General features: G+C 72.1%; 20 protein-coding genes. 15 read left to right on the plus strand and 5 right to left on the minus strand.

Annotated elements, in window-relative coordinates; all coding sequences use genetic code 11:
* Window positions 1-9 precede the first annotated feature (9 nt).
* From OHA68_RS20985 to OHA68_RS21000, 4 genes are read left to right on the plus strand one after another with little or no spacing between them, the layout of a single operon-like run.
* On the plus strand, window positions 10-1,197 hold the full coding sequence (locus OHA68_RS20985; RefSeq protein WP_327109137.1) for a glycosyltransferase family 4 protein: 1,188 nt from the start codon (window positions 10-12) through the stop codon (window positions 1,195-1,197).
* Window positions 1,194-5,378: an alpha-(1->3)-arabinofuranosyltransferase domain-containing protein gene (locus OHA68_RS20990; RefSeq protein ID WP_327109138.1), complete on the plus strand. Its 4,185-nt coding sequence runs from the start codon at window positions 1,194-1,196 to the stop codon at window positions 5,376-5,378. Before OHA68_RS20985 ends, OHA68_RS20990 begins: the two co-directional genes overlap by 4 nt.
* Window positions 5,375-7,204, plus strand: coding sequence for an ArnT family glycosyltransferase (locus OHA68_RS20995; RefSeq protein ID WP_327109139.1), 1,830 nt, complete (start codon window positions 5,375-5,377; stop codon window positions 7,202-7,204). The genes OHA68_RS20990 and OHA68_RS20995 overlap by 4 nt, the downstream gene beginning before the upstream one ends.
* On the plus strand, window positions 7,201-8,166 hold the full coding sequence (locus tag OHA68_RS21000) for a DUF3068 domain-containing protein (RefSeq protein WP_327109140.1): 966 nt from the start codon (window positions 7,201-7,203) through the stop codon (window positions 8,164-8,166). Before OHA68_RS20995 ends, OHA68_RS21000 begins: the two co-directional genes overlap by 4 nt.
* On the opposite strand, the gene OHA68_RS21005 is transcribed toward OHA68_RS21000, so the two are convergent.
* Window positions 8,107-8,847 (minus strand): methyltransferase domain-containing protein, encoded by a 741-nt coding sequence (locus OHA68_RS21005; protein WP_225276960.1) that lies wholly within the window; start codon window positions 8,845-8,847, stop codon window positions 8,107-8,109. The two genes, OHA68_RS21000 and OHA68_RS21005, sit on opposite strands and share 60 nt — an antisense overlap.
* Window positions 8,848-8,926: 79 nt before the next feature.
* Between OHA68_RS21005 and OHA68_RS21010 the strand changes: the two genes are divergently transcribed.
* Window positions 8,927-10,795: a hypothetical protein gene (locus OHA68_RS21010; RefSeq protein ID WP_327109141.1), complete on the plus strand. Its 1,869-nt coding sequence runs from the start codon at window positions 8,927-8,929 to the stop codon at window positions 10,793-10,795.
* On the opposite strand, the gene OHA68_RS21015 is transcribed toward OHA68_RS21010, so the two are convergent.
* Window positions 10,732-11,979: an acyltransferase family protein gene (locus OHA68_RS21015; RefSeq protein WP_327109142.1), complete on the minus strand. Its 1,248-nt coding sequence runs from the start codon at window positions 11,977-11,979 to the stop codon at window positions 10,732-10,734. The genes OHA68_RS21010 and OHA68_RS21015 overlap by 64 nt on opposite strands.
* Before the next feature lie 116 nt (window positions 11,980-12,095).
* Between OHA68_RS21015 and OHA68_RS21020 the strand changes: the two genes are divergently transcribed.
* The 5 genes from OHA68_RS21020 to OHA68_RS21040 all read left to right on the plus strand — a co-directional run bounded on the left by OHA68_RS21020 (window position 12,096) and on the right by OHA68_RS21040 (window position 17,231).
* Entirely contained in the window at window positions 12,096-13,007 is a 912-nt protein-coding gene (locus OHA68_RS21020; RefSeq protein WP_327109143.1) for a DUF3068 domain-containing protein, read from the plus strand.
* Window positions 13,004-13,909, plus strand: coding sequence for a decaprenyl-phosphate phosphoribosyltransferase (locus OHA68_RS21025; RefSeq protein WP_327109144.1), 906 nt, complete (start codon window positions 13,004-13,006; stop codon window positions 13,907-13,909). The genes OHA68_RS21020 and OHA68_RS21025 overlap by 4 nt, the downstream gene beginning before the upstream one ends.
* Window positions 13,906-15,207, plus strand: coding sequence for an FAD-binding oxidoreductase (locus OHA68_RS21030; protein WP_189138737.1), 1,302 nt, complete (start codon window positions 13,906-13,908; stop codon window positions 15,205-15,207). Before OHA68_RS21025 ends, OHA68_RS21030 begins: the two co-directional genes overlap by 4 nt.
* The gene (locus tag OHA68_RS21035) at window positions 15,204-16,040 is read left to right on the plus strand and encodes an SDR family NAD(P)-dependent oxidoreductase (protein ID WP_327109145.1); all 837 of its coding nucleotides are present in this window, start codon (window positions 15,204-15,206) and stop codon (window positions 16,038-16,040) included. Before OHA68_RS21030 ends, OHA68_RS21035 begins: the two co-directional genes overlap by 4 nt.
* An 84-nt stretch (window positions 16,041-16,124) precedes the next feature.
* A complete protein-coding gene (locus OHA68_RS21040) occupies window positions 16,125-17,231 on the plus strand; it encodes an NAD(P)H-dependent flavin oxidoreductase (protein ID WP_327109147.1) in 1,107 nt (368 codons plus the stop codon).
* Between the two features lie 5 nt (window positions 17,232-17,236).
* On the opposite strand, the gene OHA68_RS21045 is transcribed toward OHA68_RS21040, so the two are convergent.
* Window positions 17,237-18,046, minus strand: a complete 810-nt coding sequence (locus tag OHA68_RS21045) for a crotonase/enoyl-CoA hydratase family protein (protein ID WP_327109148.1) — start codon at window positions 18,044-18,046, stop codon at window positions 17,237-17,239.
* Between the two features lie 230 nt (window positions 18,047-18,276).
* On the opposite strand from OHA68_RS21045, the gene OHA68_RS21050 reads away from it, so the two are divergent.
* Genes OHA68_RS21050 through OHA68_RS21070 form a run of 5 tightly spaced genes read left to right on the plus strand, consistent with a single transcriptional unit; the run spans window position 18,277 to window position 24,561 of the window.
* Complete coding sequence (locus tag OHA68_RS21050) at window positions 18,277-19,827, plus strand: acyl-CoA synthetase (RefSeq protein ID WP_327109149.1); 1,551 nt, start codon at window positions 18,277-18,279, stop codon at window positions 19,825-19,827.
* Entirely contained in the window at window positions 19,817-20,716 is a 900-nt protein-coding gene (locus OHA68_RS21055) for a Zn-ribbon domain-containing OB-fold protein (RefSeq protein WP_225276958.1), read from the plus strand. The genes OHA68_RS21050 and OHA68_RS21055 overlap by 11 nt, the downstream gene beginning before the upstream one ends.
* Before the next feature lie 48 nt (window positions 20,717-20,764).
* Complete coding sequence (locus tag OHA68_RS21060) at window positions 20,765-21,784, plus strand: lipid-transfer protein (protein ID WP_327109150.1); 1,020 nt, start codon at window positions 20,765-20,767, stop codon at window positions 21,782-21,784.
* Entirely contained in the window at window positions 21,784-22,932 is a 1,149-nt protein-coding gene (locus OHA68_RS21065; protein ID WP_327109536.1) for a thiolase domain-containing protein, read from the plus strand. Before OHA68_RS21060 ends, OHA68_RS21065 begins: the two co-directional genes overlap by 1 nt.
* Before the next feature lie 33 nt (window positions 22,933-22,965).
* Window positions 22,966-24,561 (plus strand): acyl-CoA synthetase, encoded by a 1,596-nt coding sequence (locus tag OHA68_RS21070; protein WP_327109151.1) that lies wholly within the window; start codon window positions 22,966-22,968, stop codon window positions 24,559-24,561.
* 21 nt (window positions 24,562-24,582) lie between these two features.
* Here OHA68_RS21070 and OHA68_RS21075 read toward each other — a convergent pair whose 3' ends face one another.
* Together OHA68_RS21075 and OHA68_RS21080 are read right to left on the minus strand one after the other, a co-directional pair.
* A complete protein-coding gene (locus OHA68_RS21075; RefSeq protein WP_327109152.1) occupies window positions 24,583-25,209 on the minus strand; it encodes a LysE family translocator in 627 nt (208 codons plus the stop codon).
* 21 nt (window positions 25,210-25,230) lie between these two features.
* Window positions 25,231-26,193: a LysR family transcriptional regulator gene (locus OHA68_RS21080; protein ID WP_327109153.1), complete on the minus strand. Its 963-nt coding sequence runs from the start codon at window positions 26,191-26,193 to the stop codon at window positions 25,231-25,233.
* Between the last annotated feature and the right edge of the window lie 93 nt (window positions 26,194-26,286).

A 26,286-nucleotide genomic window follows, 5' to 3' on the forward strand; every position in this document is an offset into this window, starting at 1 on the left:
TGAGGAGTGATGGTGGTCTTTGCCGGTGAGCATGCGGACACCGCACGACCGGCCGCCCCGGGCGACTATCGGCCGCTCGCGGGGGTGCGGATCGCCATGCTGAACTTCCGCGAGCCGCAGCAGACGACGGCGGGCGGCGCGGAGGAGTACGCCTGGCAGGTCAGCCGCTTCCTGCTCTCCCAGGGAGCCTCGGTGGTGTTCGTGACGGGCCGGCAGCGGGGACAGCGCCGCACGGAGGTCCGCGAGGGCATCGGCCTGCGCAGGATGGGCAACCCGTTCCTGGTCTATCTGCTGGTGCCGCTCTGGCTGCTGTTCCACCGGCGGCAGTTCCACGCCGTGATCGACACGATGAACGGCATCCCGTTCTTCTCCCCTGTGGTGGTGAGCCGCCGCACCCACGTGCTCTGCCTCGTGCACCACGTCCACGACCGGCAGTTCGCCGCGTTCCTGCCCAGGTGGCTGGCCGTGCTCGGCTGCTTCGTCGAGGGCCCGGTCGCCCGCCTGCTCTACCGCCGCTGCGTGACGATCACCGTCTCGGAGTCGTCCCGGCAGGAGCTGATCGGCAAGCTGCGCTGGCTCGGCCCGATCACCATCGTGCCCAACGGATGCGTGGTGCCCGAGCGGGTGCCGCCGGTGGAGGCGCCCGGCGAGCCGGCGATCGTCTACACCGGGCGGCTGGTCGGGCACAAGCGCATCGAGCGGGTCGTGGACCTCGCCGGTGAGCTCGGGGTGGCGGTGCACATCATCGGGCGCGGGCCGGAGCGTGAGCGGCTGGCCAGGCGGATCGAGCGCGGCGGGCTCGGCGACCGGGTCCGGCTGCACGGGTTCGTTCCCGAGGCGCGCAAGGTCGCGCTGCTCGGCGCGGCCCGGCTCAACGTGACGGCGTCGGAGTTCGAAGGCTGGGGGCTGACCGTGATGGAGGCGGCCGCGCTCGGCGTGCCGACGGTGGCGTACGACGTGGCGGGGTTGCGTGACTCGGTCCGTGACGGCGTCACCGGGTGGCTGGTGCGGGACGGGGAGAGGCTGGCCGACGTGGTCGGCCGCGCGCTGGAGGAGCTGGCGTCGCCGTGCCGCCGCGAGGAGGTGGCCGAGGCCTGCCGCGCCTGGGCGCGCGAATTTACCTGGGCCCGAACTGGGGCTAACATAACCGAACTTATCGTGACGAAACTCCAAGACGGTGGCGGAGCCTCCAAGTGACCGATGCCTCGTCCAAGGCGTTGAGGGTCGAGAGCTTCGAGACACGGATCCGGCACCGGCTGCGTCTGCTCGCGGCCTGCCTCCTGCTCGTCGCCATCGCGTTCAACACCTCGACCGAGAAGATCATCCCCGAGACGAAGCTCGACATGGCGGTCAACCCGCTCGGCTTCCTCGGCAGGGCGCTGCACCTGTGGGACGGCGCCTACTTCGGCCACCTGCAGAACCAGGCCTACGGCTACCTCTTCCCGATGGGCCCCTTCTACGCCCTCGGCCTCAACCTGGGCATGGAGTCATGGACGGTCCAGCGGCTGTGGATGTCGCTGGTGCTGTGCACGGCCTTCCTCGGCGTGGTGCAACTGGCCCGCGCCTTCGGCATCGGGCGCCCGCCCGCCTGGATCATCGCCGGCTTCGGGTACGCGCTCGCGCCGCACGCGCAGGCCCTGATCGGCATCAACTCCTCGGAGTTCCTGCCCAGCGCGCTGCTGCCGTGGATCCTGCTGCCGCTGGTGAAGGGAGCCAAGCGCGAGCTGTCCCCCCGGCGGGCCGCCGCCCTGTCCGCACTGGCCTACCTCTGCTGCGGCGGGGTCAACGCCGTGGCGGTGCTCGCCGTCCTCGTCGTCCCGCTGCTGTACCTGCTGACCAGGCGCGGCGGGCCGGTCAAACGCCGGTTGATCCTGTGGTGGCTGCCGCTCGTCGCCCTCGCCTCGATGTGGTGGGCCGTCCCGCTGCTGACCATGGGCCGCTACATCTTCTCCTTCCTGCCCTTCATCGAGACGGCCACCGCGACGACCGGCGTCACCTCCCTGGTCAACGCGCTGCGCGGCACGTCGAGCTGGCTCAGCTTCCTGACCGTCGACGGGCAGGTCTGGCTGCCGGACGCCCACCAGCAGTCGACGGCGCCCTGGCTGATCGTGGTCACCGCGGCCGTCGCCGCCCTCGGCTGCGCCGGGCTCGCCTACCGCGCCATGCCGGAGCGGTCGTTCCTGCTGATCAGCCTGCTGTGCGGCGTCATCGTCATCACCACCGGCCACCCCGGCACCCCGCACGCGCAGTTCATGATCGACCTGCTGGACGGGCCGCTGTCGGCCTTCCGCAACCTGCACAAGTTCGACGCGCTGATCCGGCTGCCCGTGGCGCTCGGCCTCGCGGGCGCGCTGCACCTGGTCCGGCTCTCCTGGCGACGGCACCTGACCGTCGCCGCGGCCGGCCTGGTGACGCTGTCGAGCCTGCCCATCCTGTACGCGGGTCTCGCCCCGACCGGCGGGTTCACCACGATCCCCGACTACTGGAAGCAGGCCATCACCTGGCTGGGCCGCAACGCCGGTGACGGCATGGTGCTGGCGGTGCCCGGCGCCAAACGCGGCGAGTATCTGTGGGGCCGCCCGCTGGACGAGCCGCTGCAGCCGCTCTCGCAGGCCCGCTGGGCCACCCACACCATCGTGCCCTGGGGGTCGGCGGGCGGCTCGCGGCTGATGGCGGCCATCGACGAGCGCCTGTCGGCCGGCGAGGGCTCGGCGGGGCTCGCGGCCACGTTGCGCCGCATCGGGGTGTCGCACCTGGTGGTCCGCAACGACCTGGACCGGGCGACGATCGGCACGGCCTGGCCCGTCCGGGTGCACCAGGCGTTGCAGGACTCGCCGGGCATCACGCGGGTGACCCAGTTCGGGCCGGGCGTGGGGGTCGGCCAGCACGGCAGGGCCGCCGCCTGGGTGGACCAGCCCTACCCCGCGGTCGAGGTCTATGCGGTGGAGGGGGCCGCGCCGCTGGTCGGCACCGTGGACGCCGACCGGCCGCTGCGGGTCGGCGGGGCCCCGGAGGCGGTGCTCGACCTGGCCGAGCAGGGCCTGCTGGCCGACGACCGGCCGGTGCTGCTGAACGACGACGACGGCGCCGTCCAGGTGCCCGCCGAGGACACGGTGCTGACCGACACGCTGCGGCGCAGGGAGGTGGCCTTCGCCGACCTGCGGCGCGCCGGCGGCGCCACGCTCACCGCCGACGAGCCGTTCAAGGGCGACTCGCCGGCGAACGACCTGCTCGACCCCGGCTGGGCGCGCTACCTGGCCACGGCGAGCTTCACCGGGATCGCCGGGGTCACGGCGTCCTCCTCCGAAGCGGACGTCAGCGCCTCCGCCGGCGCCAGGGAGCCGGGCCGCCAGCCGTTCGCCGCGCTCGACGGCGATCCGCGCACCAGCTGGCGCTCCACCGGCTGGCACGGCGCGGTCGGGGAATGGCTGGAGGTCGCCTTCACCGGGCGCGTCCAGCCGGCCACGGTCAAGGTCTCGTTCGAGGCCGGGCCGATCGGCCCGCCGCCCACCGAGGTGGTCGTGGAGACCGACGCCGGCTCGCTGCGCCAGAGCGTACGGGCGGGCGCTGAGCCGCAGGAGCTCGTGGTGCCGAAGGGTGCCACCGGCAGGCTGCGGGTGAAGGTCGTCGGCACCGCCTACGAACCGCCGAGCGCGCTCGGCAGCCGGGTCGGGATCAGCGAGCTGGTCATCCCCGGCATCACCCCCGGCCGCACGATCGTCGTCCCCGACCCGGCCGCCGCCGCGGACCCGGCCGACCCGGCAGGCACGAAGCAGGCAGGCCCGGCCGACGCCGCGGACGAGCCCGCTACCGTCGCGTTGAGCAGGACCGGGGACGTGGCCGGCTGTGTCCGTGGGTCGCTCACCTGGAGCTGCTCGCAGGGCCACGAGGTCCTGGGCGACGACGGCCACGGCTTCGACCGTACCTTCACCACCAGGAAGGACGGCGACTACGCCCTCTCCGGCCGGGCGGTGCTCACCGAGCGGGCCGCGATCGAGCGGCTCAGCACGCTGCCGGGCGACCCGCTGAGCGTCACGGCGTCCTCGACGGCGGTCGCGCACGGCGCGGCCGGCGGGCGGTGGGCGTTCGACGGCGACCCGCAGACCGTGTGGTTCGCCGACCCGCTGGACCCCCGGCCCACGCTGACCGTCAAGCTGGAGCGCCGGATCCAGCTGTCCCAGTTGCGGATCATCACCCCGGACTCCTATCTCGGCGCGCCGCCGATCCAGGTGACGATCCGGGCCGAAGGCGGGGTCAGGCAGAGCTGGGTCGGCCAGGAGGGGATCGTCAGGTTCCCCGCCATGGCGGCCCAGAAGATCGAGCTGGAGTTCGGCGTCTCGGGCGGGCGGCCCATCGAGATCAGCGACATCGCCCTGCCGAAGGTGAGCCGGCTCAGCGCCCTGCACGGCTTCCCGCTCAGGCTGCCCTGCGGGTTCGGCCCCACCTTCAAGGTCGGCGGCGAGACGGTGCACACGGAGATCACCGACGGCACGCTGAACGACATGGTCACCGGCAGGCCGGTGACGTTCGAGACCTGCGAGCGGCTCCCCCTGGAAGCCGGCCGGAACCGGCTGTCGACGCGGCCCGGCGACTCCTACCGCGTCGAGTCCGCGATCGTCCGCCCCGCCCGGGGCGGCGCGCCGGCGCCCGCGACCGCCACGATGAGCGCGGTGCCGGTGGACACCTGGGAACCGGGCGAGCGGGTGGTCAAGGTCAACGTCACCGGCGACTCCTACCTGGTCGTCAACGAGAACTTCAACGCGGGCTGGCGAGCCACGCTCGGCGCCGCCGAGCTCAAGCCGGTCCGGCTGGACGGCTGGCGGCAGGCCTGGTTCGTGCCCGCCTACACCGCCGGCACCGTGACCCTCACCTACGTGCCCGACGCCCCCTACCGTGCCAGCCTCGCGGCGGGCGGCGCGCTGGCGCTGCTCGTCCTGCTGCTGGCGCTCGTCAAGGACCGCCGGCCGATGCCGCGCCTCGCGCCGTGCCGGCCCGTCAGGCTGCGCGCGGGCTTCGTCATGCCCTTCACCGCCGTTCTCGGCTTCTGGGTCGGCGGGGTGACCGGGGTGGCCGTCGTCGCCGCCACGTACCTGCTGGGCGCCTGGCTGCGGCCGCTGCGTGAGGCCGATCACCTGCGGGCGGGGCCGCGCGGGCGGCTGCTGCGCCTGCTGACCGGGCCGTACGCCGGGATCTGCCTCTACCTGCTCGCCGCGGCGTGGCTGGCCGTGGGCGGTGGCGGCCTGTGGTCGCAGGTCCTCTGCCTTCCCCTGCTGGCGCAGCTGTCCGTCGAGGTGGCCGCCGGGCGGCGACCGGCCGAGCGGGTCAGGGCGCCCGCCCCCGTCGCCGAGGGCGACCCGAGCATGACGGGAGCGCGATGACCCAGACGCGCGAACCGATCACGATCACCATTCCGGCGCCGATCGCGAACGCCGCCCGCGGGCTGCGGCGGCACGGCGTCCTGCTGACCGCGCTCGCGCTCATCGCCGTGGTCATGGCCTGGAAGACGAGCATCGTCCAGTACGCCTACTTCAAGGAGGACGACTTCGAGTTCATGGCCAGGGCCATGCAGAACGAACTCTCCCTGGACTACCTGACCCGCGTGCACTACGGCCATTTCATGCCGGGCGGCTTCCTGCTGGCCTGGGTCTCGGCCAGGCTGGCGCCGTACGAGTGGGGGGTCGCGGCGGGCGGCGTGCTGATCCTGCACGCGCTGGCCTGCCTGGCCGTCTACCGCATGCTGCGCGTCGTCCTCGGCAACCGGCCGGCCATCCTCGCCCCGCTCCTGGTCTTCCTGGTCGCGCCGATCACCGTCCCCGCGCTGACCTGGTGGGCGGCCGGGCTCGACACGGTCTTCCTGCAGCTCGCCCTGCCGATGGCGGTCGCCTCCCACTGGCACTATCTGCGCTCGGGCCGGCTGCGGCACGCCGTGGCGGCGGCGCTGTGGGTGCTGTTCGGGCTGCTCGGGTTCGTCAAGGGCTTCGCCGTGCCGCTGGTGCTGTTCGCGCTGACGGCCATCTACTTCGGCGGGCTCAGGAGCGCGCTGCGCCGCCACTGGGCCGCCTGGCTCATGCACGTGGGGGTGCTGGCCGGCTTCGGCGTGGTCTACCTGGAGCGGTCGCGGTCGGCCATCGAGACCGGCGGCCTGCCGAGTTTCGAGCAGGCCACCGGTTTCGTCTGGGAACTGCTCGGCAAGACCCTGGCCACCACCGTGCTGGGCGGGCCGTGGAAGTGGTTCGCGGGCAACGACTGGGGGGTGGCCGCGCCGCCGACGGCCGCGGTGATCGCCTCGCTGGTGGTCCTCGTGGTCCTGGTGGCGGTGACCGGGCACTACCGCAGGCGGGCCCTGGCGGCCTGGGGGATGCTGCTCGGCTATGCCGTGGTCGCCGACGCGCTGCCGGCCCTGTGGGGCAGGGTCCACGTGCTCGGCGCGTTCGCCGGCACGAACACCCACTACGTCGCCGACGCGGCCCCGCTGATCGCCCTGGTCGTCGGGCTCGTCCTGCTGCCGCACCGGGGCGAGGCGGACCCGTACCGCAGGGCGCTGCCCGCCAGGGAGCGGGTCACCGGGGCGTGCGGCGTGGTGCTCGGGGTGTTCGCGGGCGCGTCGCTGGTCTCGGTGACGATCTTCGGCAGCTACCTGGGCGCGGACCGGCGGCACGACTACATCGAGACGGCCCGCGCGGCGCTGGCGAAGGCGCCTCCGGACGTCGTCGTCTACGACCGGGTCGTGCCGGCCGACGTGATGCCCGGCAGCTACCAGGACTACAGCCTCACCTCCCGGGTCCTGGGCGCGATGGCCGCACCGGAGCTGCGGGCCAGGATGCAGGCGCCGCCCGCCGCGCTGGACGGCATGGTCTTCGACGACCAGGGCCGGCTGGTGCCGATGGAGGTCGCCGGGGTGCCGCTCGCGCCGCGGACGCCGGACCGGTGCTGGCCGGTGACCGGCGGGACCGTACTGGTGCCGCTGGACACCAGCGCCCGGCATCCGGCGGGAACCCTGGTACGCCTGGACTACTCGGCGAAGGCGGACACCAAGGTCACGCTCTGGATGGCCGAGCGGCCTGCCGACGTGGAGCTGCGGACCGGCGTGGGCAAGATCTTCGTGCTCGCCGAGCCGGGAGCCGACCGGATCACGGTGCCCGACGTGCCGCCGGGCGTGTGCCTCGGCACGGTGACCCCCGGACAGGCGGTGCCCCGGCCGTGAGAAGACACCTGCCCCTGCTCCTGGCCGCCCTGGGCGCCTTCCTGCTGACCCTCATCCCGCTGCTCCGCCTGTACGTGTCCGACCAGGTGCTCAGGACGCCGCTGGAGCAGCAGAGCGTGACCAGGGCGACGGCGGAGTCCGCGACCTACCTCGATCCGGCCACCATGACGATCGAGGTCGGCCCGCTGGTGCAGACCCGGTGGCTGATCGGCGACGTGCTGGCGGGCACCGCCGAGCGCGCGGTGTGGGGCGAGTCCGTCTCCCTGACCACGGCCGAGGACCAGCGGCTGGACTACCACGAGCGGCGCCTGGCCTTCGACCGCCGCAGCGGCGAGATCGTCAACTGCTGCGGCGAGTACCTGGACGAGGACACCCGCGTCAAGCAGACCGGGCAGGCCTTCCGCTGGCCGTTCCAGGCGGCGCGGCGCGACTACCAGCTGTTCGACCTGCGCCTGCGCCGGCCCGTGAGCGCCACGTTCGACGGGGTCGAGCTGATCGGCGAGGTGGAGACCTACCGCTACGTGCAGCGCACGCCACGGCAGCTCGTGCCCGGCGAGGAGGCGCCGCTGCCGCGCCGCCTGCTCGGCCTCAAGGGCAAGGGGTACGTCGGCGTCGCCCGGCACGCCGAGATCCGGCGCACGTTCTGGATCGAACCGGTCAGCGGTCTGCCCATCAGGACCGAGGACCAGGTGACGGAGACGCTGAGCACGGCCGACGGGAGTGCCCGCGTGACCGGCCTGGACGCGGTCTTCCGCACCTCGGCGGGCGACGTCCTGGCCGCGCTGGACACCGCGGACTTCTACCGGCGCTGGATCCTGCTGGTGGACACGGTGGTGCCGGTGGGCGGCGGGCTGCTCGGCGGCGGCTGCGTGGTGGCCGCGATCTGGCTCGCCCGCCGGCGCTCACCTGCGGCGCAGGACCAGGAGCAGGTTCCAGGTCACCAGCTCGCGCAGGCCAGGTAGGTGGACGACATGGCGGGCCCAGCGGGGGTGGTAGCGGGGGACGGCGTCCAGGACGCGCACGTCCTTGTTGCCGCGCGCCCAGGCCAGCGGCTCGGCGACGCCGACGGCGTACATGCTCTCGCCGTAGACGTTCTTGGGCGGCCTGCCGTGCGTGCGCTCGTAGCGCCGCGCCGCGCGGTGGCCGCCGAGGTAGTGCCACGGGGAGGTCTCGTGGCCGCCCCACGGCCCCAGCCAGATCGTGTACGACAGGTAGACGATCCCGCCCGGACGGGTGACCCGGACCATCTCCTCCGCCATCCGCAGCGGATCCGGCACATGCTCCAGGACATTGGACGAGAAGCACACGTCGACCGAGCCCGTGGCGAGCGGCAGGTCCAGCGCGCTGCCCAGCAGCGCGTCCCGGGGCGGCTCGCCGTCGCGCAGCCGCATCTCCCCGGCGTCGCAGTCCACGCACACGGTCCGCGCGCCCACGGCCCGCAGGGCGTCGGCGAAGTAGCCGGGGCCGCCCCCGACGTCGACCACGGTGGCCCCCGCCAGCTCGGTGTACGTCGCCAGCTGCGCCACCGTGTCCGCGGCCAGCGTGCCGTAGAAGAAGTCGGGATCGGTCTGCTCCAGGCGGAACGCGCGCAGCAACCGGACAGATCTCGCGAGATCCGCCCGGAACGGTTCAGGGGTGTCCACGGCGCGGAGCTTACCGAAGGTCCGCGGCGAGCCTCGGCCTCCCGGCCGGGGATGAAGGCCGAGGGGCAGGGAGACGTCGATGGCTGAGCCGTTGCAGATCAGGCTGCCCGCGCTGGGCAGGGGCCCGGTCACGGGCGTCGGCCTGCTGCTCATCCTGGTCTCGCTGGCCTTCAAGGCCGGCGTGCTGAGCAAGGCCTACTTCGTCGAGGACGACTTCCTGTTCGTCGCGGGCGCCGGCGAGAGCGGGCTCACCTGGGACTACCTGACCCGGGTGCACAAGGGCCACCTCATGCCCGGCGCGCTCGCCCTGGTCTGGGTGCTCACCACGATCGCGCCGTACAGCTGGGCGCTGGTCTCGGCGGTGACGATCGCGCTGCAGGCGGCGGCCTCGATCATGTTCCTGGTGCTGCTGCGCCGCCTGTTCGGCGACCGGTTCGGGGTGCTCGCCGTACTGGCCGTCTACGTCTTCGCGCCGCTCACCGTGCCCGCGATGAGCTGGTGGTCGGCCGCGCTCAACGCGGTGCCGCTCCAGCTAGCGCTGGTCGCGGCCCTGGCGGCGCACCTCAGGTACGTCCAGACGGGCAAGGGGCGATGGCACGGCCTGGCCTGGGCCGCCGTCGGGATGGCCTTCTCCACCAAGGGAGTGTTCATCCTCTTCGTGGTGTTCGGCGTCACCAGCGCCTACCTGGGCCGGGGGCACTGGCCGCGCGCCATCCTGGCCGAGCTGCGCAAGCCCGTCTGGTGGGCGCACGGCCTGCTTCTGGCCGGGTACGCCGTGCTCTACCTGCTGCGGCGCGGCACCGGGGACGACGCGCTCACCGGCCCGAAGGCGGAGGTGGTGCCCGGCCTGGTCCGGAGGCTGCTGGGGGAGACCTTCCCGACGGGCGTCGTCGGCGGGCCGCTGCGGTGGGGCGGTGTCACCTCCACCGGCGGGCTGGCCGATCCCACCACGGTCACGGTGATCGTCTCCTGGACGGTGATCACGCTGCTGGTGCTGGTGACCTGCCTGTACCGCAGGCGGGCCTGGCGGGCGTGGGCGATCCTGGTGGCCTACGTCGTCGCGGCGGACACGGTGCCGACCGTGATCGCGCGGGCGACGCAGTGGGACCTGATCGGCGCCGAGACCCGCTACGTCGCCGACGCCGCACTCGTCTTCGCCCTGTGCCTGGCGCTCGCGGCGCTGCCGGTCGACGGCAGAGGCGACAGCGGGGCCGCCGGCAGGGGCGACGGCGAGGTCGGCAGCGGGGGTGACGGCGGGGTCGATGACCGGCGTCGGCCTGTGCCTGGCTGGATGACGCCGGTCTGTGGCGTGCTGGCCGCCGTGTTCCTGGCCGCCTCGCTGGTGTCGATCAATGGCTTCGGCGACACGCTCACCGGCGACCGGATCAGGCCCTACCTACAGGCGGCGCGGGAGTCACTGGCCCTGGCGGCGCCCGACGCCGACATCTACGCGCGGCCCGTGCCGGCGCACATCGTGCTGCCCTGGAACGGCGCGCGCCGGCTCACCTCCCACGTGCTGGCGCCGCTCGCCGCCCCGCACCTCAGGCAGCGGATGCGCCATCCCGGCCCCTCGGCCAGGCCGTACGTCTTCGACGACGCGGGCAAGCTGGTGCCCGTCGGGCAGGTCACCCCGTTCTTCGACGGGGTCAAGGGCGACGACTGCTACCCGGCGGACAAGGCGTTCCCCGTGGAGTCCTTCGGCGATCCGAGCACGGTGGTGGCCCTGGCCTACTTCAGCCCGCGCTCGGTGCAGGTCGTGGTGGACGTGGGCGGCACGCAGCGGGCGGCCACCCTGCCCGCGACGTCCGCCCTGGGGGCGCTGCACTATGTCCCGCACGACGGGCTGGGCAAGGGGCTGCGCGTCACCGCGGCCGGTGAGCAGGGTCAGGGCTTCTGCCTCAAGGCGGTGGCCTTCGGCGAGCCGGGCCCGGCGCCCCCGACCCGGTGAGGGACGAAGCGGATCAGGCGTCTGGCGGGCTCTTCGAGATAGCGGTAGGTGAAATGGGACAACAACACGGTGAGTGCGGTGATGGCCGCCAGGTTGAAGAGCAGGTTGCCGCTCCACGGCTGCTGGCCGGTGAAGTCGTACCAGAGATAGATGACCACGAACTGCCAGAGGAAGACGCCGTAGGAGATCTGGCCCAGATAGCTCATCACCCGCCCGCCGAGCATCCGGCGCACTTGCGCGACCGGCTCCACGGCGGCGGGCGCGACGAGGCAGAAGGCGATCAGCGTGTAGAGCGCCTGCTCGTAGAACGCGGTCCAGATGCCGCCCAGCCCGACGAACCGCGGCCCGGTGACCGGGGTGGCGGCGATGGCGTAGGCCAGTCCGGCGATGAGCCACAGCGACCCCCAGGAGGACGCGAGGGCGACGCTCAGGCGGCGGGCCCTGCCCGGTCGCGCCCCGGCCCACACGGTCAGCACCGCCAGCGCCATCCCCGGCACGAAGAACGTCCACGAGCGCGGCAGCCACACGTTCATCCACGGCCGGTACTCCGGCCAGTACTCGAAGATCGTGTAGACGTACGAGAGCGCTCCGAAGATCGCCAGCCCGAGGAGCAGCCGCTTGGCCCGGGCCGCGACGTCCGGCCCCGCGCGCAGGGCGAAGGCCCGCAGCGCGGCCGCCATCAGCGGCAGCGTGAGGTAGAAGGTGAGCTCGACGGCGAGGCTCCACATCTGGCCGAGTCCCTTGGGGCCGAGGCCGAACCACCACGGGCTCACGTCGTAGGTGTGCACCAGGAGCAGCATCTGCGCCCACGTCCACAGGTCCTCGCGGTACGCCTCGCCCCACAGGACCAGCGCCACCGCCACCACCAGCCAGTAGGCGGGGATGATCCGGAAGAACCGCTTCCACAGGTACCGGCCGACGTCGGGGGCCGGCGAGCCGGTCAGCAGGGCCGCCGCCCAGGGGCGGTAGAGCAGCAGGCCGGACAGCGTGAAGAAGATGGGCACGCCGATCTCGCCCCGCGACAGCAGCGCGCCCAGAAAGCCGGGCTCCAGCGCGGTGCCGGCTTCCATGGCGACGTGGAAGACGAGGACCGCGAAGGCCGCGATGGCGCGAACGCCGTCGAGAGAGGTCTGGCGGTCGCTGACGACCTGACTCCCCGACAAGGTAGAACCTGTTTCGGTCACGTTTCCGCATCCCTGGTGACGTTGGTCACTGGCCGCAATAACATACCGGCAAGTAGAACTCCGTTTCAGTACTTAATCACCCAAAAGGCATCCGTGCACCTGCACATGGAGGGTCCATGAACCGGGTCGTTGGAAGCGTTCTCATCGCCGTCGGGGCCTTTCTCATCGTGCTGGCCCCTCTAGTGCGCTTCCAGGTGGCGCCGGCGCTCATCGCCGCCAAAGCGGACTACTACTTGATCAGCAAGCTCGAAGCCACCGGCGCCCAGTACTTCAGCGTCCCCGACGGCAAGGTGCTGACGGCCGACCTCGACATCACCGTCACCACCCGCGGCGACGTCAAGGAGGCCGTGGGCGACCGGGTGGTGTGGGACGAGTTCACCTCGGTGAACGACGTCACCAACAGCAAGCCGGGGATCAGCTTCAGCGAGCGGCGCAGCGCCTTCGACAAGCGCACCGGAGTCGGTCTCAACTGCTGCGGAGTCAGCGTCGACAAGGAGCCGGTCCAGCTCCAGGGGCAGATCTACAAGTTCCCCTTCGACATGGAGAAGCGCACCTACCTGGTCTTCAACTCCACGGCCGGCAAGGCCCTGGAGGCCAGGTTCGTCGGCGAGGACAAGGTCAACGGCCTCGACGTCTACAAGTTCGAGCAGGTCGTGCCGGAGACCAAGACCGAGACCCGCAACGTGCCGGCCGCGCTCTTCGACATGGGTGAGTCGGGCGACGTGCAGCTCGATCGGTTCTATTCGGGTACGAACACCTACTGGGTCGAGCCGGTCACCGGCGCGCCGGTCCGCCAGGAGCAGCAGCGCCACGAGGTGCTGAAGAGCCAGGACGGCACCGAGCGGGCCAAGGCCTTCGTCGCCGACGCCAAGATGACCGACAAGACCGTCCAGGAGCTGGTCGACAGCGCGATCGACGGCAGGAGCCAGGTCACCCTGATCAGGACCACCATCCCGCTCGTCCTGCTGATCGTGGGCGTGGTCATGCTCGTCGTGGGCGTCTGGATGTTCCGGCGTAAGGTCGCATGAGCCAGAACGGGACCGTGGCGCGGCCGCCGTCGGTGGCCGTGTCCGTCCTGGGGCCCGTCCTGGGACTGATCAAGGCGGCCCGGCCGCGCCAGTGGCTGAAGAACGTGCTGGTGCTGGCCGCGCCGATGGCCGCCGGGGTGCTGGGCGACCCCCGCAGCCTGCTCGCGGCGCTGCTCGTCTTCGCCGCCTTCTGCCTGGCCGCGAGCGGGACGTACCTGCTGAACGACGCCTCCGACGTGGCGGCGGACCGGCTGCACCCGCGCAAGCGGACGCGGGCGGTGGCCTCGGGAGTGGTCTCCGTCCGGCTGGCCAGGGTGACCGGGGTGGCCCTGATGCTCCTCGCGCCCGCGGTGGCCGCGCTCACCGGTGACTGGAGGTCGCCCGCGGTCGTGGCCGGCTATCTCGTGCTGACGCTGTCGTACACGCTGTGGCTGAAGCATCAGGAGGTCGTCGAGCTGATCGCGGTCGCCGCCTGTCACGTGGTCAGGGCGTTCGCGGGGGCCGTCGCCGTGGACGTGCCGGTGACCGGCTGGTTCCTCGTGGTCGTGTCCCTGGCCGCGCTGCAGCTGGTGGCGGGCAAGCGCGAGGCCGAGCTGCGCGCCCAGGGCGACGGCGGGACGCGGGCCACGCTGGCCGCCTACAGCCCCGCCTACCTGGCCCAGGTGCGGGTCATGTGCTCGGGAGCGTTGATCGTGACGTACTGCCTGTGGGCGCTCAACGCGCACGACGGCGTCTTCTACGCGCTCAGCATCGTCCCGTTCCTGCTGCTCGTGCTCAGGCACAACCTGCTGGTCGACCGGGGGATGGGGGAGGAGCCGGAGGAGCTCGCGGTGCGCGACCGGCCGCTGCTGCTCTTCGCCGTCGCCCTCGTCGTGTTCGTGGGGCTGGGCGTACAACTGTGACCACGTTCCTCACCGGGTGGGGGCGCACCGCCCCCACCCCGGCCACGCTCGCCCGCCCCCGCGACCTGGGCGAGCTGTCGGAGCTGGTCGCCGCCGCGCCGGTGCGCGGCGTCGTGCCGCGCGGCCTCGGCAGAGCGTACGGCGACGCCGCGCAGAACTCCGGCGGCCTCGTCCTCGACTGCACCGGCCTGGACAAATGGACCTTCGACGACGGCCGGGTGACCGCCTCCGGCGGGGTGAGCCTGCACGAGCTGATGACGGCGCTGGTGCCACGCGGCTGGTTCGTCCCCGTCAGCCCCGGCACCAGGCACGTCACCGTCGGCGGCGCCATCGCGGCCGACGTGCACGGCAAGAACCACCACCGCGACTCCTCCTTCGGCGCGCACGTCCGCTCGCTCACCCTGGTGACCGCCGGCGGCACGGTCAGGACGCTGAGCCCCGCCGATCCGCTCTTCCAGGCCACCGTGGGCGGGATGGGGCTGACCGGGGTGATCGCCGAGGCGACGTTCGACTGCGTGCCCGTCGAGAGCTCCCGGATGCTGGTGGACATCGAGCGGACCGCCGACCTGGACGAGACGATGGCGGCGATGGCGAGCGGCGACGACCGCTACCGCTACACCGTCGCCTGGATCGACCTGCTCGCCCGGGGGCGGCGGCTGGGGCGCGGCGTGCTCACCAGGGGCGACCACGCCCGGCGGGGCACCTCGGACTTCGCGCCGCGCACGCTCGTGCGCGCGCCCGCCCGGGCGCCCGGCGGGCTGCTCAACGGGCTGAGCGTGCGCGCGTTCAACGAGGCCTGGTACCGCAAGGCCCCCCGGCGGGCCACCGTCGTGCAGGGCATCGCGCCGTTCTTCCACCCGCTCGACGCCGTCGAGGGCTGGAACCGGATGTACGGCCCGCGCGGCTTCGTGCAGTACCAGTTCGTGGTGCCGTTCGGCGCGGAGGAGACGCTGCGCCGGATCGTCGGGACGCTGTCGGCGCGCGGCACGGTGTCGTTCGTGCCCGTGCTCAAGAGGTTCGGCCCCGGCTCCGGCGGGCTGCTGTCGTTCCCGCTGCCCGGCTGGACGCTGGCCCTGGACGTCCCCGCCGGGCAGCGCGGGCTGGGCGAGCTGCTGCGCGGCTTCGACGAGCTCGTCGCGCGCGCCGGCGGGCGGGTCTACCTGGCCAAGGACTCCCGGATGCGATCCGACATGATGGCGGAGATGTACCCGTCGCTCCAGCGGTGGCGGCGGATCAGGGACGAGGCCGACCCCGCCGGCCTGTTCCGCTCCGACCTGGCCAGGAGGCTCGGCCTGTGAAGAACTCCCTGGGCGCGGTCGACACCGTGCTCCTGCTCGGCGGCCGCAGCGAGATCGGCCTGGAGATCGTCCGGCTGCTGGTGCGGCTCGGCGCGAGCCGGGTGGTGCTGGCCGTGCGCGACGCCCCTGGCCTCGGCGGGCCGGGCGCGGGAAGCGGGCCAGGCGCTGAGGCTGGGTCGGGCTCTAAGGCTGGGTCGGGCTCTGAGGCTGAGGCGGGCCGGCTCTCCGGTCTCGGCGCAGAGGTGCACGTCGTGCCGTTCGACGCGCTCGATCCCGGCTCGCACCAGGAGGTCTTCGACGCGGCGGTGCGGCTGGTGGGCGATCTCGACGTGGTGATCTCGGGGTTCGGCGTGCTCGGCTCGCAGGCCGCCTACGACGCCGATCCGGCCGCCGCCATGACGGCCGTCGCGGTCAACTACGGCGCGCACGTGTCCGTCGGCCTGCACGCCGCCAGGGTGCTGCGCGCGCAGGGCCACGGCACGCTCGTGGTGCTGTCCTCGGTCGCGGGCGCGCGGGTGCGCAGGGCCAACTTCGTGTACGGCTCCGCCAAGGCCGGGCTGGACGGGTTCGCGCAGGGGCTCGGCGACGCCCTGCACGGCTCGGGGGCCAGGGTGCTGATCGTACGGCCGGGCTTCGTGATCGGGCGGATGACCGAAGGGCTCACGCCCGCGCCGCTGTCCTCGACGCCCCGGCAGGTGGCGGTGGCCACGGTGCGGGCGCTGCGGGACGGCACTCGGACCTCGGCCGAGGTGTGGGTGCCGCGCGCGCTCGGGCCGGTGTTCGGCGTGCTGCGGCTGCTGCCGCGGGCCCTCTGGCGCCGGATGCCGCGTTAGAACACGTTCTATCGAGCGTACCGACTAAAGATTCTAGAGTAGAACGCGTTGCAGTTCGCTGGGTCGGCGGCTTATCGTCGGGCCATGCGGACCCGTGCCACGGACATGTTCGGAATCGACCTCCCGATCTTCGCCTTCAGCCACTGCCGCGACGTGGTCGCCGCCGTCAGCAGGGCCGGCGGGATGGGCGTGCTGGGCGCTCTCTACTTCACCCCCGAAGAGCTCGAGACGGAGCTCGCGTGGATCGACGACCACGTCGACGGCAAACCCTACGGCGTGGACGTCGTCATGCCCGCCTCCTACGAGGGCGCGGACTTCGCCCCCGAGGAGCTCGTCGGCCGCCTGCAGGCGATGATCCCCGAGGGGCACCGGACGTTCGTCGAGGACCTGCTGGCCGCGCACGGCGTGCCGCCGCTGTCGCAGGACGCCGACGCCGGGCGGGTGCTGCTCGGCTGGACCGACGCGACCGCCCGCCCGCAGGTCGAGGTCGCGCTCCGGCACCCGATCGCGCTGCTGGCCAACGCCCTCGGCCCGCCGCCCGCCGACGTCGTCGACCTGGCCCACGCGCACGGCGTCAAGGTCGCCGCCCTCGCCTCCACCCCGCGCCACGCGCTCAAACAGGTGGAGGTCGGCGTGGACCTGGTGGTCGCGCAGGGCACCGAGGCGGGCGGGCACACCGGCGAGATCTCCACCATGGTCCTCATCCCCCAGGTCGTGGATGCGGTTGACGTCCCGGTGCTGGCGGCGGGCGGCATCGGCAACGGCCGCCAGATGGCCGCCGGGATGGCGCTCGGGGCCGAGGGCGTCTGGACCGGCTCCCTCTGGCTGACCGTCGAGGAGGCCGACACCCCGGAGATGGCCAAGCGCCGCATCCTGGAGGCCACCTCCCGCGACACGGTCCGCTCCAGAAGCTGGACCGGCAAGCCCGCCCGGCTCCTGAAGAACGAGTGGACGGACGCCTGGGAGGCCCAGGAGTCGCCGGGCACCCTGCCGATGCCCATGCAGTTCATGCTGGTCTCAGACGCGCTGCGCCGCATCGGCCGCTCGGACGCCGCCGAGCTGGCCACCTTCCCGGCCGGCCAGATCATCGGCATCACCAACCAGGTCCGCTCCACCAAGGACGTCATCTACTCCCTGATCGAGGAGTACGCCCAAGCCCTCGACCGCCTGCACCACCTCACCGACGACTGACGCTGTCAGTGGCCCTGGTAGGTCGGGGGGCGTTTCTCGCGGAAGGCGCGGGTGCCTTCCTTGGCGTCTTCCGAGCCGATGACGGGCCAGCCGAGGTCGTCCGAGATCTTGAGGGCGGCCGGCTCCGGCAGGCCCAGGGTGTCGCGGTAGGTGCGCAGGATGGCCTGGACGGCGAGCGGGCCGGAGGCGGCCACGTCGGCGGCGAGGTCGCGGGCCGCCTCCAGGGCCTGGCCGTCGGGGACGACGCGGTTGACCAGGCCCATCGACAGAGCCTCGGCGGCGGTGACGGCGCGGCCGGTGAGCAGGAGGTCCATGGCGTGGCAGTAGGGGATCTGCCGGGGCAGCCGCACAGCGCTGCCGCCCATCGGGAACAGCCCCCGCTTGGCCTCGAACAGGCCGAGCGTGGCCGACTCCGCCACGATCCGCAGGTCGGTGCCGACCAGGAGCTCGGTGCCGCCGGCCACCGCGTAGCCCTCCACCGCGCTGATGATCGGCTTGGTGGGCAGGTCCTCGCGCAGCAGGCCCTTCCAGTGGAAGTTGGCGATCTGGGCGGCGCGGGCCCGCACCTCCGGGTCCGCGGCGGGCTGCCCCATGGCCTTGAGGTCGGCGCCCGCGCAGAAGGTGCCCTCCGCGCCCGTCAGGATGGCGACCCTGACCTCCGGCTCCGCCGAGACGTACGCCCAGGCACTGGCCAGGCCGATCAGCATGTCGGAGGAGAGCGCGTTGCGCGCCTCGGGCCGGTTCATGGTGACGATCACGACGTGGCCGTCGCGCTCGACGCGGCAGTGCGGGGTGCTGATGGGCAGAAGCTCCACAGAGGACCTCCGTGATCGAACGCGTGCCGGAGGGGTGATCGTAACCTGCCGCCAGCCGCATTAGCCAAGCGCTTGCTCATGTGTGTACGCCGGGTTACGCTGCCCGGGATAAACAAGAACCTGTTCTTGTTTATCCCCACCTGAGCCCGCCGGGAGCCTTGTGGCGGACGGCGATCGCATGATTCACTTCCGGCGGCTCGGGGGCTCGAACACCTGGTGAAGGAGTTCAATTGGGCACACTCGGCTTCTGGAGGCTGGCGCAGGCGGATCCGGACTGGATCGCGGCCGTGGACCCGGACGGCACGCAGCACCGGGCGGGCGACCTCCTGGCCCGCGCGAACCGCCTCGTGCACGGCCTGCGTGAGCTGGGCCTGCGTCCGGGCGACGGCATCTGTGCGCTGGTGCCCAACGGCGCCGACGGGCTGGTGCTCTACCTGGCCGCCCTCCAGGCCGGGTGGTACTACACGCCGGTCAACTGGCACCTGACCGGCCCGGAGATCGCCTACATCGTGGAGGACAGCGAGGCCAAGGCCTTCTTCGTGCACCCGAGGTACGCGGTAGAGGGGGCCCGGGGCGCCGAGGCCATCGCGCCGGACCGCCGCTTCGCCGTACCGGATGGTGATTTTTCGGGGTTCAGGGCGATCGGTGAGCTGACCGACGGGCGGCCCGAAACCGCCCCCGCCGACCGCACCGCCGGGGCGGCCATGCACTACACCTCCGGTACGACCGGCAAGCCCAAGGGCGTCAAGCGGGCGCTGAACGGCCTCGACCCGGACGACTCGGCCGAGCTGATGACCTTCCTGCTGGGCCTGTTCGGCATCACGCCGGGGCGGCCGAACGCGCACCTGGTCACCTCGCCCAACTACCACACGGCCGTGACGCAGTTCGGCGGCACCGCGCTGCACATGGGACACACCCTGGTCTACATGGACAGGTGGGACGCCGAGGAGATGCTCAGGCTCAGCGAGCGCCACCGGATCACCAACTCGCACCTGGTCCCGACCCACTTCAAGCGCCTGCTGTCGCTGCCGGAGAAGACCCGCGCGAGCTACGACCTCTCCTCGCTCAGGTGGATGATCCACGCCGCCGCGCCCTGCCCGGTGCCGGTCAAGTGGGCCATGCTCGAATGGTGGGGCGACTGCCTGTACGAGTACTACGCGGCCACCGAGGGCGGGGGCACCCTGGCCACGCCCGAAGGCTGGAAGTCCCATCCGGGCACGGTCGGCAACGCCTGGCCGATCAGTGAGCTGCTGATCGTGGACGACGAGGGTGAGCCGGTCCCCGCGGGCACCCCCGGGACGATCTACATGAAGATGATGGGCGCCACCTTCGAGTACAAGGGCGACCCGGCCAAGACCGCGGCGAACCGGCTCAAGGACCACTTCACCGTCGGCGATATCGGTTACCTGGACGAGGACGGGTTCCTGTTCCTGTGCGACCGCAAGGCCGACATGATCATCTCCGGTGGCGCGAACATCTACCCGGCCGAGATCGAGAACGAGATCATGATCCACCCCAAGGTCGCGGACGTGGCCGTGTTCGGCATCCCGGACGAGGAGTGGGGCGAGCAGATCAAGGCCGTGGTGGAGCCGGCCCTCGGCTCGCCGCCCGGCCCGGAGCTCGCCGCGGAGATCCTCGCCTCGCTGGAAGGGCGGCTGTCGAAGATGAAGTGGCCCCGGACGATCGACTTCATCGCGGAGATGCCCCGCGAACCCAACGGCAAGCTGCTCAAACGCAAACTCCGGGCCCCTTACTGGGAAGGTCGCGATCGTGCCATCTGAAGGCGGGCTGAGCGCGGAGCACGTGCTGGAGTTCCCCGGCGGCTACACGCGCACCACCGGGCCGGTGATCGGCCGGTTCCTGACCGAGCTGCGTGGCGGGCGCATCGTGGGCGTGCGCACGGCCGGCGGCAAGGTGCTGGTCCCGCCCCTTGAGTACGACCCTGCCACCGGTGACGCGGTGACCGGCGAGTACGTCGAGGTGGGGCCGGCCGGGACGGTCCGGGCCTGGGCCTGGGTGGCCGAGCCGCGCCCGGCCCATCCGCTGGACCGGCCCTTCGCCTGGGCGCTGATCGAGCTGGACGGCGCGGACACCACGCTGGTGCACGCGGTGGACGCGGGCAACCCCAAGGCGATCGCCGCCGGCACCCGGGTGTGGCCGGTCTGGCGCGGCGACCGTACTGGCCACATAACCGATATTTCGTGCTTCGTTGCTGAGGTCACCACGATCGTTTCGCCTGTGCGGACCGTGTACCGGCTGCAGGCGGGCGGGGCGCTGCAGGTCTTCCTCGAAGGCGTCAGGCGCGGCGTCTTCGTGGGAGGCCGCTGCGGCGGCTGCGCCAAGGTGTACGTCCCCTACCGGCTGTCCTGCCCCGAATGCGGCATCCCCATGGCCGAACAGGTCGAGCTGCCCGACACCGGCACCATCACCACCTTCGCGATCAACAATCTGCCCGACCCGCGCGCCCCCGAAGTCCCCTTCGTCTCGGCGTACATCCTGCTCGACGGCAGCGACGTGCCCATGATCAGCCTGGTGGGCGGCGTCCCCGCCCACGAGGTACGGCAGGGCATGCGCGTCCGGGCGGAGTGGCTGCCCGAGAGCGAGCGGACGCTGTCCATGGCGAACATCCGGTGGTTCGCACCCACCGGCGAGCCCGACGTGGAGCTGTGATGAGAGCTGAGGTGCGATGAGCAGGGGCGCGATGAGAGCAGGGGTGCGATGAGACGGGTGGCGGTCGTCGCCTTCGCGCAGACCGAGCACACCGGACACGACACCGGCGTCGGCGAGGTCGAGCTGATCCTGCCGGTGATCAACGAGGTCAAGGAGCGCACCGGGCTGACCCGCTTCGGCTTCACCTGCTCGGGGAGCTGCGACTACCTGGCCGGCGCGCCGTTCTCGTTCGTCTCCGCGCTCGACGCGCTCGGCGCCTGGCCGCCGATCTCGGAGAGCCACGTGGAGATGGACGGCGCGTGGGCGCTGTACGAGGCGTGGGTGCGGCTGCAGCACGGCGACGTGGACACCGCCCTGGTGTACGGCTTCGGCAAGTCGTCGCTCGGCGACCTGGCCGAGATCATGACGCTCCAGCTCGACCCCTACTACCTGGCTCCGCTCGGCCTGGACCGGCTCTCCTTCGCCGCCCTGCAGGCCTCGGCCACCGGCGCCGACCGCAAGGAGCTGGACGAGATCGTCCGGCGCAGCCGGGCCGACGGCAGGCGCAACCCGTTCGCGCTGGACCTGCCCGAACAGATCCCGGACGGGTTCGCCGTCGAGCCGCTCAAGACCTCGGACGTCGCGCCGATCACCGACGGCGCGGCCGCGGTGGTGCTGGCGGCCGGGGACCTGACCGAGCGGCTGTGCGCCACCCCGGCGTACATCACCGGCATCGCGCACCGCATCGAACCCCACTATCTGGGGATGCGGGACCTGTCCCGCTCGGCGTCGGCGGCCGACGCCGCCCGGGCCGCGGGAGTCGGCAAGGGTCCGGTCGAGGTGGCCGAACTGCACGCCCAGTTCGCCCACGAGGAGGTGATCCTCCGCCAGGCCCTGGAGCTGCCGGACGACACGGTGATCAACCCGTCGGGCGGCCCGCTGGCGGCCAACCCGGTGATGGCCACCGGCCTCATCCGCATCGGCGAGGCGGCCCGCCGCATCCACGACGGCACCGCCCGGCGCACCGTCGGCCACGCCGCCGGCGGACCCTGCCTGCAGCACAACCTCGTCACCGTCCTGGAGGCATGATGGCCGAACGCTGCGCCGTGATCGGGGTCGGGCAGACGCACTACACGTCCAAACGCCGGGACGTCTCGATCGCCGGCCTGGTGCGCGAGGCCGCCCTGCGCGCGCTCGACGACGCCGGGCTCACCTTCGCCGACATCGACGCGGTCGTCATCGGCAAGGCCCCCGACCTGTTCGAGGGCATCATGATGCCCGAGGCTTACCTGGCCGACGCGCTCGGCGCGGCGGGCAAGCCGATGATGCGGGTGCACACCGCGGGCAGCGTCGGCGGGTCCACCGCCCTGGTCGGCGCCGGGCTCATCCAGGGCGGCGTGCACGATCGGGTGCTGGTGGTGGCCTTCGAGAAACAGTCGGAGTCCAACGCCACCTGGGCCCTGTCGACGCACCTGCCGTTCAGCTCGTCGCTGGTGGTGGGCGCGGGCGGCTACTTCGCGCCGCACATCAGGGAGTACATGCGCAGAACCGGCGCCCCCGAGCACATCGGCGCGCTGGTGGCGGTCAAGGACCGGCTCAACGCGCTCAAGAACCCGTACGCCCACCTGCGCATCCCCGGCATCGACCGGAAGATGGTCGAGTCGACGCCCATGCTCTGGGAGCCGATCCGCTACCTGGAGACCTGCCCGTCCAGCGACGGCGCCTGCGCGCTGGTCCTGTCCTCGGAGCGGGCCGTCACCGGCACCCCGGCCTGGGTGCACGGCGCCGCCATGCGCTCGGAGCCGATCTTCCGGGCCGGGCGCGACACGGTCAACCCGCAGGCGGGCAAGGACTGCGCGGCCGACGTCTACCGGCAGGCGGGCGTCACCGACCCGCGACGGCAGATCGACGTGGCCGAGGTGTACGTCCCCTTCTCCTGGTACGAGCCGATGTGGCTGGAGAACCTGGGGTTCGTCGCCGAAGGCGAGGGATGGAAGGTCACCGAGTCGGGGGCCACCGCGCTCGATGGCGACACCCCGTGGAACGCCTCCGGCGGGGTGCTGTCGAGCAACCCGATCGGGGCGTCCGGGCTGATCAGGTTCGCCGAGGCCGCGCTGCAGGTGCGCGGGATGGCGGGCGAGCACCAGGTGGACGGCGCCCGGCTCGCGCTCGGTCACGCCTACGGCGGCGGCGCCCAGTTCTTCGCGATGTGGATCGTCGGACGAGACAGACCCTGACCCGTATGCCCTGGACGAAAGGGATGGCGCCTCATGGAGTTCAATCACGCTGACCTGTTCGAAGGGCTCGCGGACGCCATCGGGGAGCGGCCGGCCGTGATCTGCGACAGCGAGCGCCGTACGTACGCCGAACTCGACGCCGAGGCCGACCGGCTCGCCCACTACCTGCTGGACCGGGGCATCCGGCCCGGCGATCACGTCGGCATCCACCTGTACAACGGCATCGAGTACGTCGCCGCCCTGCTCGCCGCGCTGAAGATCCGGGCCGTGCCCGTCAACGTGAACTACCGCTACGTCGAGGCCGAACTGCTCTACCTCTACCGCGACTCCCAGATCCAGGCGCTGGTCTACGACGTGGAGTTCGACGCGCGGGTGGCCGCGGTCGTGCCGGAGACCCCGGGGCTCGACCACCTGATCGCGGTGGGCGGCCCGTCGATCGTCCCGGGGGCGGTGCCGTACGAGGAGGCGCTGCGAGCCGGAAGCCCGGGGCGCGGCTTCGAGAAGCGGTCCGGCCAGGACGTCTACATCATCTACACCGGCGGGACCACCGGCATGCCCAAGGGCGCCATGTGGCACGCCGAGGACCTGTTCATGGCCTTCGGCGGCGGAAACCCGTACGGCCAGCCGCGCGCCACCCCGCAGGAAGTGATCGACGAGGCCGTCAAGGCGGGCCCGCTGACCATGATGGCCGCCCCGCCGCTGATGCACGGCGCCGCGCAGATGGCCACGTTCATCACCTGGTGGATGGGCGGCACCATGGTCTACGTGCGCAAGTTCGAGGCCGACGAGGTGTGGCGGACCATCGAGCGGGAGCGGGTGCTCACCCTGAACATCACCGGCGACGCGATGGCCAGGCCGCTGGCCGAGGCGCTCGCCGGGGGCTCCTACGACGTCTCGTCGCTGATCGTGGTCAGCTCCACCGGTGCCATCCTGACGGGCGCGGTCCGCGACCGGCTGCAGGAACTGCTGCCGAACGTGATGATCCTCGACAACTTCGGCTCCACCGAATCCGGCTACACCGCCTCCGGCGTGGCCGGATCCAGCCCCGAGAAGGGCCTGCGCTACCAGCCGAACGCCACCTCCGGCCTGGCCGTGGTCGACGAGCGGTTACGGCCCGTCAAGCCCGGCTCCGGCGAGGTGGGCACGCTGGCCAAGTCGGGACGGATCGCGTTCGGCTACTACAACGACCCGGACAAGACCGCCCGTACCTTCGTCACCGCCGACGACGGCACCCGCTGGCTGCTCACCGGCGACCTGGCCAGGGTCGAGGAGGACGGCACGGTCACCGTGTTCGGCCGGGGCTCGCAGTGCATCAACACCGGCGGCGAGAAGGTCTACCCCGAGGAGGTGGAGGCGGTGCTCAAGGGTCACGCCGCCGTCTTCGACGCGGTGGTGACCGGCGTGCCGGACGAGCGGTGGGGGAGCAGGGTGGCGGCCGTGGTCGAGCCCCGCCCCGGCTCCGGCGTCACCGACGCCGACCTGGACGCGCACTGCAGGCGCCTGCTGTCGGGCTACAAGGTGCCGCGCACGTACGTCTTCGTGGCCGAAATGGTCCGCTCCCCGGCCGGCAAGGCCGACTACAGATGGGCCAAGGAAATGGTCGGCAGAGCCAAGCCGTCTCAGCCGTGAGCCAAGGAGGCGGCCGGCAGGTCAGGCCTTCTCGCCTGTGAGCCAGGCGGCCAGGCCGAGATAGACCAGGCCGGTGCCGATGTCGAGCCGCCGCCGGGCCGTCGCCGAGCGGCGTACGCGCCCGGCCAGCGTGGCGGCGAGCATCGCGTAGGTGCCGTCGCTGGCCATCCCGAGCACCACCCAGAGCAGGCCGAGCAGCAGCATCTGCGGGGCGATGGGCCCGATCGCGGCGTCGGTGAACTGCGGCAGGAAGGCCAGGAAGAAGATCGCGGTCTTGGGGTTGAGCACGTTGACCACGAACCCCTCCCAGAACATCCGCCGCCGGGAGTGCACGGGCAACTCCACTGCCTCGTCGCCGCCGCCCCGCCGCAGCAGTTTGCGCGCGCCGAGCCAGACCAGGTAGGCGATGCCGGCGTACTTGACCACGGTGAAGGCCGTCGCGGACGCCGCCAGCAGCGCGCTGATGCCGAGCGTGGCGGCGGCCACGTGCACCAGCGATCCCGCGTGCACGCCGAGCACCGAGATCAGCCCCGCCGACCTGCCCTGGGCGACGCTGCGGGTGACGATGAACAGCACCGCGGGCCCCGGCACGAGCAGCAGGGCGAGTGTGGCCGCGCAGAAGAGCATGAGCGTTGTGAGATCCGGCATGGCCTCATCGTACGAGCGGCGTCAAAGGCTTTCCCGCAGCGCCGACAGCAGTGCCTGGGTGGCCGGCGGGTGGGGCGGGTCGCCGTGGACGGCGGCGTGGACGTGCCTGGTGGAGCCGGGGATCAGGTCCGCCGACACGTCGGGGTGGCGGTGCGCGCGCAGCGCCAGCCCCGGCAGCACGGTGATCCCCATCCCGGCCGCCACCAGCGCCTGCACGGCCACGATGTCGTCACTGGTGAAGGTGATCCGCGGCGCGAACCCGGCCTTGGCGCAGATGTCGAGCAGATGCAGCCGGCAACGGTCACACCCGGCGATCCAGGCCGCCTCCGCATGCCCGGCCAATTGCGGCCGATGCCCGACGCGGCCCGGTCGCTCCTGATGTGAGGGCTCGGAGGGCCGGCTCTCGGAATGCTGGGGTTCGGAATGCTGGGGTTCGGGGTGCCTGCCCCGTGGCTGCGCGGGCTGGATCAGGTAGCTGGGGTCGTCGAGGAGGTGGATCATCTGGATGCCGTTGTCCTCCGGTGCGGTGTCGTCGTAGCGGAACATCACCGCGACGTCCACCCGCCCCGCTCGCAGCAGCCTGAGCGCCTCGGGCGGCTCGGTCTCGGTGATCTCCAGCCGCAGATTTGGATGGTCCAGGGCCAGCCGCATGGCCGTCTTGGGCACGAAGGTGCCCAGCGCCGAGGGGAAGGCCGCCAGCCGCACCCGCCCGGAGCGCAGCCCGACGTGCGAGGCGAGCTCCTCGGCGGCGTCGTCGAGCCTGCCGATGATGTCCGCCGCCCGGTCGGCGAGCAGCCGGCCGGCCTCGGTCAGCCGGATGCCGCGCCCGGCACGCTGGACCAGCTTGGCCCCGGTCTCGGCCTCCAGCCGGGCGAGGTGGTGACTGACCGACGGCTGGGAGTAGTGCAACTCCTTGGCGGCGGCGGTGAGCGAGCCCCGGCGCGCCACGGCGAGCAGGACGCGGAGCCGTACGACATCGAGCATCTATCAATCGTATCTATGGGTAAGCCCAATAACTTCTGTTGGACCTATCGGTGAAGAGAGAGGACCGTAGGAGGAAAGAGGTTCTTCGAGGAG

The sequence above is a fragment of the Nonomuraea glycinis genome, assembly GCF_035920485.1.
In the GTDB taxonomy this organism is placed as follows: domain Bacteria; phylum Actinomycetota; class Actinomycetes; order Streptosporangiales; family Streptosporangiaceae; genus Nonomuraea; species Nonomuraea glycinis.

Excerpts from the sequence above, each read along its gene's own strand:
- OHA68_RS21020 (WP_327109143.1), top strand. The coding sequence starts at position 12,096 with ATGAACCGGGTCGTTGGAAGCGTTCTCATCGCCGTCGGGGCCTTTCTC.
- OHA68_RS21060 (WP_327109150.1), top strand. The coding sequence starts at position 20,765 with ATGAGACGGGTGGCGGTCGTCGCCTTCGCGCAGACCGAGCACACCGGA.
- OHA68_RS21075 (WP_327109152.1), bottom strand. The coding sequence starts at position 25,209 with ATGCCGGATCTCACAACGCTCATGCTCTTCTGCGCGGCCACACTCGCC.
- OHA68_RS21010 (WP_327109141.1), top strand. The coding sequence starts at position 8,927 with ATGGCTGAGCCGTTGCAGATCAGGCTGCCCGCGCTGGGCAGGGGCCCG.
- OHA68_RS20985 (WP_327109137.1), top strand. The coding sequence starts at position 10 with ATGGTGGTCTTTGCCGGTGAGCATGCGGACACCGCACGACCGGCCGCC.
- OHA68_RS21040 (WP_327109147.1), top strand. The coding sequence starts at position 16,125 with ATGCGGACCCGTGCCACGGACATGTTCGGAATCGACCTCCCGATCTTC.
- OHA68_RS21025 (WP_327109144.1), top strand. The coding sequence starts at position 13,004 with ATGAGCCAGAACGGGACCGTGGCGCGGCCGCCGTCGGTGGCCGTGTCC.
- OHA68_RS21070 (WP_327109151.1), top strand. The coding sequence starts at position 22,966 with ATGGAGTTCAATCACGCTGACCTGTTCGAAGGGCTCGCGGACGCCATC.
- OHA68_RS20995 (WP_327109139.1), top strand. The coding sequence starts at position 5,375 with ATGACCCAGACGCGCGAACCGATCACGATCACCATTCCGGCGCCGATC.
- OHA68_RS21065 (WP_327109536.1), top strand. The coding sequence starts at position 21,784 with ATGGCCGAACGCTGCGCCGTGATCGGGGTCGGGCAGACGCACTACACG.
- OHA68_RS21080 (WP_327109153.1), bottom strand. The coding sequence starts at position 26,193 with ATGCTCGATGTCGTACGGCTCCGCGTCCTGCTCGCCGTGGCGCGCCGG.